Origin of the sequence: Neobacillus sedimentimangrovi (genome assembly GCF_010614825.1) — a bacterium.
In the GTDB taxonomy this organism is placed as follows: Bacteria; Bacillota; Bacilli; order Bacillales; family Cytobacillaceae; genus Neobacillus; species Neobacillus thermocopriae.
On sequence record NZ_JAAFZF010000075.1, the window covers coordinates 1 to 8,939 of the forward strand.

The following is an 8,939-nucleotide window of genomic DNA, read 5'->3' on the forward strand; positions in this document are numbered from 1 at the left end:
TGAATGGAAAGCTTATGAATGGGGGAACAGTCGTAAAGGTTATTGGCGAATCTCAAAAAGTCCCATATTACACAGAACCCTTGGAAACTCCTATTGGAGTAACCAAGGGCTTAAAAGTCTACAGAAACGTTATGAATTCTTGCGTCATTTATCTTGATTGAACCGCCGTATACGGAACCGTACGTACGGTGGTGTGAGAGGACGGGGGTTAATCACCCCCTCCTACTCGACTTGTATTAACCGGGGAGATCAAAATGCAAGAGGAGTTATATAATAAAACAGAGAAACTGATAATGTACCATAAGATATATATGGAAAATTTTCATGAAGTCAAAGAAACTGGGGATAAAAAGGATTTTTATGAAATAATTAAACCTTTTGTGGATGAGGTAAAGGCTGTAAATGACGAGTGGAATATGTTAATGAAAAAATGGCTTTCAGAGGCTTCCCCAAAAACTATACATTTAAAACAGATAGATACCATTTCAAGTTATATAGAACAATTATCTATTCAATCATTTTTTTCAGAAACAAGTAAAAAAAGGTTTTTGGATATGTATCGGACAGTTGAATATTTTTTGCTAGAGGTTAAGAAAGAACTTCAAAAAATGAAAAGAGATGCCTAGTGCACATAACCCTGTCAAGTAGACAATGAAAAAAAGAGTATATTAAGCTGCGGTCTTTTCTCGATATTCAATCGGGGAAAGACCGTTAAATTTTTCTTGAAAACGACTGTGGTTGTAAAAATGAATATATTCTTGAATAGCCTGATAAGCCTGTTCGATCGTTTTTGGGCGCACTAAATACAACTTCTCTGTCTTTAAATGTGAGAAGAAACTTCCGATACATGCATTATCATGACAATTTCCTCTTCGCGAATGGCTTCCTTGAATCTTGAGGTCTTTGAGCTGGTTCTCATATGATTTTGTCGTGTACTGAAATCCTTGATCGGAATGAAGGAGAGCATTCTTGCCAAACGGCTTCCCCTCCAGTTGTTTCAAGGTGTTTAATACCAAACTAAGATCATTTCTTTCAGAAAGTTCCCATGCGACTATTTCATTGTTATATAAATCTAAAACCGCAGACAAGTAAGCAAATGTATCTCCAACACGTACATAGGTAATATCCGTTACGAGTTTTTGTAACGGAATCTCCGCACAGAATTCGCGGTTTAATACATTCGGAAATACCACAGATCCTCTAAGGCCGTAGAAAGGTCGTTTCTTCCGAATTACCGATTTTATACCTAGCTCCCTCATTAAACGTCGCACACGCTTATGATTGACAACGATCCCTTCTCTGGATAATGCCCTTGTCATGCGTTTATATCCATAGTACGGATGTAACTTATGAATAGCTAAAATATGTTCTTTCAACAAAAGGTCTTCTTCCAAACGTCTTGACATGTTCGAATGGTTCTTGCGCCACTTGTAGTATCCAGCCTTTGAAACCTCTGCAATTTTTAACAGCCATGACAGTAGGTGTCTCTGTTTTTTTCGTAGTTCATCAATAATATGAAACCGATCAGCTTTCAGGACCACTCCTTCCCATGTAGATTTGGATTGCGCTTTTTTAAGTATTCAACCTGTGCTTTCAAATAAGCATTTTCCTCTTCTAAACTCGAAAAATGTTTACGATTCCATACTCCACGTTGATCTTTAAACGACTCGCCATTTCGAAATTTCTTGACCCATTCTGCAATCTGTGCATCACTCTTAATTCCAAAATGTTCACGAAGTTGTCGATAAGACCATCCCTCCTCCAATTTCAAACGAACGACTTCACGTTTAAGCTCTTCTGAATATGAGTTAAAGGTTTGTCCTTTTTTAGCCAAAAAAATCCCCTCCCAGGTAGACTCCTAAGAACATCATATCAAATGTCCTCTTTTTTTACTGTCTACCTGTAGGGGATAATACCATAGAAGCATCTCTTTTAAATTTAATTACTATTTTTGATGAGGGAGTCATCAGCGGTATGTTCAGGTAAAACCGCTCCTAGTTTTTCAAGTTCACGGACATAATTGCGATAATCTATAATGCTAATTTCGTTGTGGATATAGGCCTTTTTAACAAAATCCATTAATGCATTAACATCTTCAGTGCTGTAGTCACGACTTTGAAAAAATCTGCTTTTAATTTCGCTAATGTCCATAGTAGATCCTCCTTCACCATTTTTTCTATCGTACCATAAAACAAAAAATTCCTTAGTTTTTAAAAAATTTAAACTTCAGACAAAATTCTTCTGTTTGCGACAGTCCTCAATATTTTGATGTAACACCTTTTAGAGTTAATTTTCATAGTGTGTAACAGAGAAAAATGCGGAGGAGATGTATGCCTGTGTTTGGCAAAATGAGACTGATGGACAATTTTCATTATGGGTTTCCATCACAAATGATTCATCAGGGTTCATTTGGAGTGCGATGGGATGGGCAACAGGATTATCGAAATCAGGCAATTATGTATCAACCTCCAATGCAAATTCGTGGCCTGAACCCCAATTTATACCAAGGTGTAAATGTACCGCATACAATACAACCATTTGGCCAAAATTTTCAATCTGGTATTATGCAAACACACATGAATTATAACCAGAATCATTTGCAGAAAGATGTTCAATTTTTATTTCAAAACCCATTGCAACCAAAAGAGGAAATGATGACAAATCCGTATCAACACATGAGTGGGTATCCATTAATGAATCCTTATCCAAAACAAAGCTTTATTCCTAAACCACCAGGAGGATTTCAATCCTTCATGAATTCATTTAAATCACAAGATGGAACTTTAGACCTCAACAAAATGATTAATACTGCTGGTCAAATGATGAATGCAGTTTCACAAGTGACATCTCTCGTTAAAAGTTTTGGCGGTATATTTAAAACATAAAGAAGGACGGCATTTTGCCGTCCTGAAATATTAGCAGAAAAAAATTAATCATCGATTTCAATAACAGTTCCTTTAATACGAGGGATCTTGATCTGTAACAATCCATCCCTATAGGATGCTTTCACCAATTTCTCATTAATGGATTGGGGGAGTGTAATCGTTCTGCTTGAGTGCTGCCTTAGATATCTCCTTTGGAAACTGTGATTCCTTTCATCCTCACTAGTCTCCAATTCATTATTTTCGACAGTAATGGTTAAGTAATTTCCATTAGCATGAATATGGATTTGTTCTCTTTTTACACCTGGAAGCTCTGCAGTAACGATATATTCATTATCTGTTTCTCTCAAATCAATACGAAAGCCAGCATCAAAAGGAAATGGTCTTTTGAAAAATTCATCCATTGTTTGGAGAAAACCTTTGATCGGTTTTTCATTAAAAAACTCATTCATGGATTTCATTAATTCTCCAAAAGGTTCAGGTTTTTTTGAGTTTTTATGATCTCTTGGGGGATTAGAAGACAACTTAAAAACCTCACTTTCCCAGTATTTTCACGATAATATATGCAGTTTGAACAAGGTAGGTGCCCTCCCCCTAGGTAAAAAGAAAAACACCGCAATTAAATGATTGCGGTGTAGGATTCTAGATTAAATTTATTTCTTCCATCAAAAGTTTAACATCAACTATCATGTTTCCGTCATTATCCACTTCAATTAACTCATCTTTTTTCATTTTTGTTAGTGTACGGCTGATTGTTTCTCTCGTTGTTCCAATCATATTAGCAAGATCTTTATTTGTAAATTCAGATTTTAAAAGAATGGTTCCATCTTCTTGTTCTTTACCGTCTTTTTGAGCGAGTCGAATGATAAGTTTTACAATTTGCTCATACGTATTATTTAAAATTTGTTCCTCTAACCGATTTTGCAAATCAACAATTTTTTCCCCAAGAACTTTAAATACTTTTATACAAAGTTCGGGATTTTCGATTAGAACATGTTCAAATCGTGTGATGGGAACTGCAATTAGAACGGAAGGTTCAAGTACTTCTGCAAAGGCCGGATAGTTGCCTTTTCTAAAAAAGCCTACATGAGGAAACATTTCACCTTTTTTCATAATCGCGACTATTTGTTCCTTGCCACTTATATCACTTTTATAAATTTTTATTTTCCCACTATAAATAAAATAGACATTTTCGAGTGGATCTCCTTGATGGAAAACATGGCTATGTTTTTTCCATTCCCTTACAATTGCAATGTCGGTTATCTTGGATAATTCGGTATCATTTAATGAACGAAACAATGTGAACTCAGATAATACTTTTTTAATTTCTTCTATTTTCATTGAATCACCTTCAAAATATATTGCGATACTTCTATTTTAACAAAAATTAAATACTCTTTTATTCTAATATTAAATCTTATGAACAAAATACGCAAAAAAAGTATAGAAGTGGAAAATAAAACGGTGAAATTCTTAGAGATTCTTGATTTATACTTTTTCTCCGAACGTTTATTCGTTAAAATGAAAGTATTGAGGTGAGTACGATGAAATATAAAAAAAATCTTCAAGATATATTAACTGAATTTAAAATGAATGATGACTTTAAAAAAAATATTGTTGCTTGGCGCACCATTCCAGAGAGACCTGCACAGACTGTTCCGCTTCCAGAAAATTTACATCCACTTTTGAAGGAAGCATTAATCTCACGGGGGATTGACCAGTTGTATACCCATCAACAAACTGCTTATGAAACTATTATGAAGGGTAATAGTATTGTAGCAGTCACTCCAACTGCATCTGGTAAGACATTATGCTACAATCTTCCGGTAATCCAAACGATGCTTACTGACCCCGGAACAAGAGCTCTATATTTATTTCCGACGAAGGCATTAGCTCAAGATCAAAAGAGTGAATTGAATGAATTCATTGAGAAGGCAAAGATCGATATAAATAGCTATACATATGATGGTGACACTCCAGCAAATATTCGCCAGAGGATAAGAAAAGCAGGCCATATTGTCATTACAAATCCAGATATGCTTCATTCGGGAATTTTACCTCATCATACAAAATGGGTTTCATTATTTGAGAATCTTAAATTTGTAGTGATTGATGAACTTCATACGTACCGTGGAGTCTTTGGCAGTCATGTGGCAAATGTGATTAGAAGATTGAGGCGGATCTGTCATTATTATGGAAGCAATCCGATTTTTATTTGCACATCTGCAACGATTGCCAATCCATTGGAATTAGCGGAAAAATTGACAGAAAAGAAAATGGATCTTGTCGATAATAATGGTGCTCCTACTGGGACAAAGCATTTTCTCTTTTATAATCCTCCGATCGTAAATAAGCCATTAAATATTAGACGAAGTGCTACATTAGAGGTCCGAAAGATTGCTGGTGAATTGTTGAAAAACAAAATTCAAACGATCGTATTTGCTAGAAGCCGAGTAAGAGTAGAAATTATCCTAACCTACCTACAGGAATTAGTCCTACATCAATTGGGGACTAAATCCATAATGGGATATCGAGGAGGATACCTTCCAACGGAAAGAAGAAAGATTGAAAAAGGTCTGCGGTCAGGGGAAATATATGGGGTTGTTAGTACGAATGCGCTGGAATTAGGGGTGGATATTGGCCAACTTCAGGTATGTATCATGTCAGGGTATCCAGGTACGATCGCAAGTGCGTGGCAACAGGCTGGAAGAGCAGGTAGGAGACAAGGAGAATCCCTTGTCATTATGGTTGCTAGCTCAAGCCCACTTGATCAATATATCATTCAAAATCCGGATTATTTTTTCAATAAAAGTCCAGAGACAGCAAGGATTCACCCTGATAATCTAATTATTTTAATAGATCATATGAAATGTGCTGCTTATGAACTGCCATTTAAAAAAGGGGAGAAATTTGGAGAATTAGATACAGAGGAATTGTTAGATTATTTGACCGAGGAACGCGTTCTTTATCAGAACGGGGAAAAATGGTATTGGATGAATGATTCCTTTCCGGCCCATAATATCAGTCTAAGGTCGGCTTCTCAGGAAAATGTCGTTATAATCGATCAAACGAATGTAGCCAATGTGAAGGTTATTGGCGAGATGGATCGATTTTCAGCGATGACATTACTTCATGAGGAAGCCATCTATTTACATCAGGGTAAACAATTTCAGGTGGAAAAACTGGATTGGGAAGAGAAAAAAGCGTTTGTTCGAGAAGTAGATGTGGACTATTTTACAGATGCTAATTTAGCAGTTCAGATGAAAGTGTTAGAGATAGACAAACTTCAAGAATTAGATGGTGCTGAAATTGGATATGGTGATGTCTGCGTGAGAGCAATGGCTACCATTTTTAAAAAAATCAAATTTGAAACACATGAAAATATCGGTTCTGGTCCTATTCATTTACCAGAGGAAGAACTGCATACAAATGCTGCCTGGGTTTCTTTGAATAACTCATTAACCGAACTTGGAAATGAGCGGCTTGAACAAGGAATGATTGGAGCTGCACATGCCTTACGTGCAGTTGCACCATTATTTGTGATGACTGACCCACAGGATATTCATGTCACTCCACAAGTGAAAGCTGATCATAATGAAAAACCTACCATCTTTTTTTATGATCGATACCCGGGAGGGGTAGGATTGAGCGAAAAACTTTATCATAAAATGGCAGAATTATTTCAAGCAACAAAAAAAATGATCCATCACTGTCAGTGTGAGGCTGGCTGTCCTTCTTGTATTGGAACTGATATGAAAAGTGTTAGTGCAAAGAGTGATGCATTAAAGATTATAGATACATTTATAAACCAGATTTCATTAACTAAGGGTGTAGAGATATGTCATTAAGGAGTAAAATAAGTCGGTTAAAGCCTCATTTATCGATTGATCAGTCATCTAAAAATAAAATCCAACAGCCGCCAAACGAGAATGTCATTCATGTACCTTATAAAGAAATGTGGGAAAAAGAAAATGTTTTCCCTTATTTCTTTGATCAGGACTACTGCTTAATTCGAGAAATAAGTTACCCTTTATCTTATCAGCATGGCCATTATCGTTTTCGAGATTTTCTTACAGCAATAAAACTATGGAATCAGAATAAAAATGGCCATCCATTATCAGCGAAAGGATACAATGCAGAGGAATTGTTTTTTTTTGATACAGAAACAACCGGACTTGGAGGCGGGGTTGGCAATACTATTTTCATATTAGGCTATGCTAGCCTATCTAATGAATCAATTATTGTACGACAGCATATCCTTCCACAACCAGGAGCAGAGGTTCCCTTATATCAGAGCTTTTTAGAAAGGATAAATTATAAAACATTGGTTACATATAATGGGAAGGCTTTTGATTGGCCACAGGTTAAAACAAGGCATACTCTTATAAGGGAACATGTACCCAAGCTCCCCCCCTTTGGTCATTTTGATTTATTTCACGCGGCCAGAAGACTCTGGAAGCATAAATTAGAACGGATGAAATTAGTGATTGTGGAAAAGGAAGTACTTGGGGTAGAAAGGAAAGACGACATCCCTGGATTTTTGGCTCCGATGATTTATTTTGATTTTGTTGAAAGTAAAAGGCCTGATGGTATGCTTGACGTGCTTAAGCATAATGAAATGGATATACTGTCACTCATTACACTATACACACATTTGTCCTTTCAATTGTGTGGTGTGGCTCAGGATCAATCGAGGGCGGAGATCTATGAAGTAGGACGCTGGTATGCAGCGATAGGGGAAAAGCAACAAGCCAAAAGTGTTTTAAAGAACATTGCAACTGGTAGCGATTTTACATCTTGTAAGGCAAAATTAACTTTGGCTTATCAATATAAAAAAGATCAGGAATGGGAAAATGCCAGACAATTATTTATAGAAGTGGCAGATTTTGGAGATGAGCAAATGAAGATTGAGGCATATGTTGAGCTTGCTAAAATTTATGAACATAGAATAAAAGATTTGGCTAGAGCATATGAATTTTGTCAACGGGCAATTGAAAGGGTAAAACAAAGCAATTTAAATGTACCGGCCATTCAATCTTTGGAACAATTAGAGTTAAGACAAGAACGTATAAAGAGAAAATTATTAAATACATCAAGGTGAGTTTTAAAAAATAAATAATAATTATTGTTGTTTCTAGTTGATTAAATTTGTAACAAAATGTTCAAATTTTTTTTGCATAAATCAGCAATTCCATATTGTTAATATTGTATTAAAAATGTAAAATTTAATATTGTGTTGAGAAAAAATCGACTGTATTTAGATGGAGCTGGTTTTATGTATAAAGCAATTCTATATTTATTTTTTGTTGTTGTTTGTTTAACGGCTGTTGTTTTTTCAAGTTTAAAAGATAGCTTCTATTCATTTTTATAAGACTAACTGGCTTATAACATACTAATTTGTCTAAAGAAAAAATAGGTATTTTCATTAGTACAAGAGTACTCCTTTCAACATAGGCTGTTAATGTAAACAGAACATTAGAAAGGAGATCTTATTATGTTTTTAGGTTGTAATTTTGCTCCACCAGTTATACACCCGACTAAACATTTTGTAAATCATACTTTTTCCACAACGGTGGTTCCGCACATTCATCCTGTACACACAACAACTGTAAATCATCATTTGTTCCAACATAAACATTATTGTCCGCATACTACTTCGTGTGCCCAAGATGTATGCAATCAACATTTAGATTGCTGCAATCAATGTCCACCTATAGGAGCAATGCCGGAAGTATTGCCAGCTGCAAATGCTTTACCAAATGCCTTACCAAATGCCTTACCAAATGCGATGCCAAATGTTCCACCTGGCTATGGCATGGGCGGACCTGGATTTGGCCCCGGATTCGGTGCTGGAGCTCCGGGCATGGGACCAGGAGCACCAATGGGACCTAGACCGTAAATTTTTCATAACAAGGGCTATTTAGCCCTTGTTTTTTATGTGCGCCCGGCATGTACATGAACTATAGGGTGTAAGTCCCGAACCCCGAAGACAGAAGTAGAGGTTAGCCAAGAGCAAGGGTGTCCGTGGTGACGCGGAATCTGAAGGAAGCTGGAGGC

General features: G+C 36.2%; 9 protein-coding genes and 1 pseudogene. 6 read left to right on the plus strand and 4 right to left on the minus strand.

Annotated features, from left to right (window positions below; genetic code table 11):
- Both GZA11_RS16835 and GZA11_RS15715 read left to right on the plus strand, forming a co-directional pair.
- Positions 1 to 157, plus strand: a pseudogene (locus GZA11_RS16835) (group II intron reverse transcriptase/maturase); the annotation flags it as partial.
- Between the two features lie 97 nt (positions 158 to 254).
- A complete protein-coding gene (locus GZA11_RS15715) occupies positions 255 to 626 on the plus strand; it encodes a DUF1798 family protein (protein ID WP_163184354.1) in 372 nt (123 codons plus the stop codon).
- 42 nt (positions 627 to 668) lie between these two features.
- Here GZA11_RS15715 and GZA11_RS15720 read toward each other — a convergent pair.
- Both GZA11_RS15720 and yppF read right to left on the minus strand, forming a co-directional pair.
- A protein-coding gene (locus tag GZA11_RS15720) for an IS3 family transposase (RefSeq protein WP_163184355.1) occupies positions 669 to 1,834 on the minus strand; the annotation gives its coding sequence in 2 pieces (ribosomal slippage) (positions 669 to 1,576 and positions 1,576 to 1,834; 1,167 coding nt in all).
- Between the two features lie 104 nt (positions 1,835 to 1,938).
- On the minus strand, positions 1,939 to 2,151 hold the full coding sequence (gene yppF / locus GZA11_RS15725; RefSeq protein WP_038535800.1) for a YppF family protein: 213 nt from the start codon (positions 2,149 to 2,151) through the stop codon (positions 1,939 to 1,941).
- A gap of 179 nt (positions 2,152 to 2,330) precedes the next feature.
- Here yppF and GZA11_RS15730 point away from each other — a divergent pair, with 179 nt between their 5' ends.
- Positions 2,331 to 2,885 (plus strand): YppG family protein, encoded by a 555-nt coding sequence (locus tag GZA11_RS15730; RefSeq protein WP_051968176.1) that lies wholly within the window; start codon positions 2,331 to 2,333, stop codon positions 2,883 to 2,885.
- 44 nt (positions 2,886 to 2,929) lie between these two features.
- Here the strand turns inward: GZA11_RS15730 and GZA11_RS15735 are convergent, their stop codons facing one another.
- Both GZA11_RS15735 and GZA11_RS15740 read right to left on the minus strand, forming a co-directional pair.
- On the minus strand, positions 2,930 to 3,343 hold the full coding sequence (locus GZA11_RS15735; protein WP_163184356.1) for an Hsp20/alpha crystallin family protein: 414 nt from the start codon (positions 3,341 to 3,343) through the stop codon (positions 2,930 to 2,932).
- A 181-nt stretch (positions 3,344 to 3,524) separates the two neighbouring features.
- Entirely contained in the window at positions 3,525 to 4,223 is a 699-nt protein-coding gene (locus GZA11_RS15740) for a Crp/Fnr family transcriptional regulator (RefSeq protein WP_163184357.1), read from the minus strand.
- 203 nt (positions 4,224 to 4,426) lie between these two features.
- On the opposite strand from GZA11_RS15740, the gene GZA11_RS15745 reads away from it, so the two are divergent.
- The 3 genes from GZA11_RS15745 (at position 4,427) to GZA11_RS15755 (ending at position 8,781) form a co-directional block, all read left to right on the plus strand.
- The gene (locus GZA11_RS15745) at positions 4,427 to 6,730 is read left to right on the plus strand and encodes a DEAD/DEAH box helicase (protein ID WP_163184358.1); all 2,304 of its coding nucleotides are present in this window, start codon (positions 4,427 to 4,429) and stop codon (positions 6,728 to 6,730) included.
- Positions 6,721 to 7,983, plus strand: coding sequence for a ribonuclease H-like domain-containing protein (locus tag GZA11_RS15750; protein ID WP_038535794.1), 1,263 nt, complete (start codon positions 6,721 to 6,723; stop codon positions 7,981 to 7,983). Before GZA11_RS15745 ends, GZA11_RS15750 begins: the two co-directional genes overlap by 10 nt.
- Positions 7,984 to 8,376: 393 nt before the next feature.
- Positions 8,377 to 8,781 (plus strand): CotD family spore coat protein, encoded by a 405-nt coding sequence (locus GZA11_RS15755; RefSeq protein ID WP_163184359.1) that lies wholly within the window; start codon positions 8,377 to 8,379, stop codon positions 8,779 to 8,781.
- Positions 8,782 to 8,939 lie beyond the last annotated feature (158 nt).

Bases quoted from the DNA above. Each gene is read 5' to 3' on its own strand.
- GZA11_RS15730 (WP_051968176.1), top strand. From the start codon at position 2,331: ATGCCTGTGTTTGGCAAAATGAGACTGATGGACAATTTTCATTATGGG.
- yppF (WP_038535800.1), bottom strand. From the start codon at position 2,151: ATGGACATTAGCGAAATTAAAAGCAGATTTTTTCAAAGTCGTGACTAC.
- GZA11_RS15755 (WP_163184359.1), top strand. From the start codon at position 8,377: ATGTTTTTAGGTTGTAATTTTGCTCCACCAGTTATACACCCGACTAAA.
- GZA11_RS15715 (WP_163184354.1), top strand. From the start codon at position 255: ATGCAAGAGGAGTTATATAATAAAACAGAGAAACTGATAATGTACCAT.
- GZA11_RS15735 (WP_163184356.1), bottom strand. From the start codon at position 3,343: ATGAAATCCATGAATGAGTTTTTTAATGAAAAACCGATCAAAGGTTTT.
- GZA11_RS15750 (WP_038535794.1), top strand. From the start codon at position 6,721: ATGTCATTAAGGAGTAAAATAAGTCGGTTAAAGCCTCATTTATCGATT.
- GZA11_RS15745 (WP_163184358.1), top strand. From the start codon at position 4,427: ATGAAATATAAAAAAAATCTTCAAGATATATTAACTGAATTTAAAATG.
- GZA11_RS15740 (WP_163184357.1), bottom strand. From the start codon at position 4,223: ATGAAAATAGAAGAAATTAAAAAAGTATTATCTGAGTTCACATTGTTT.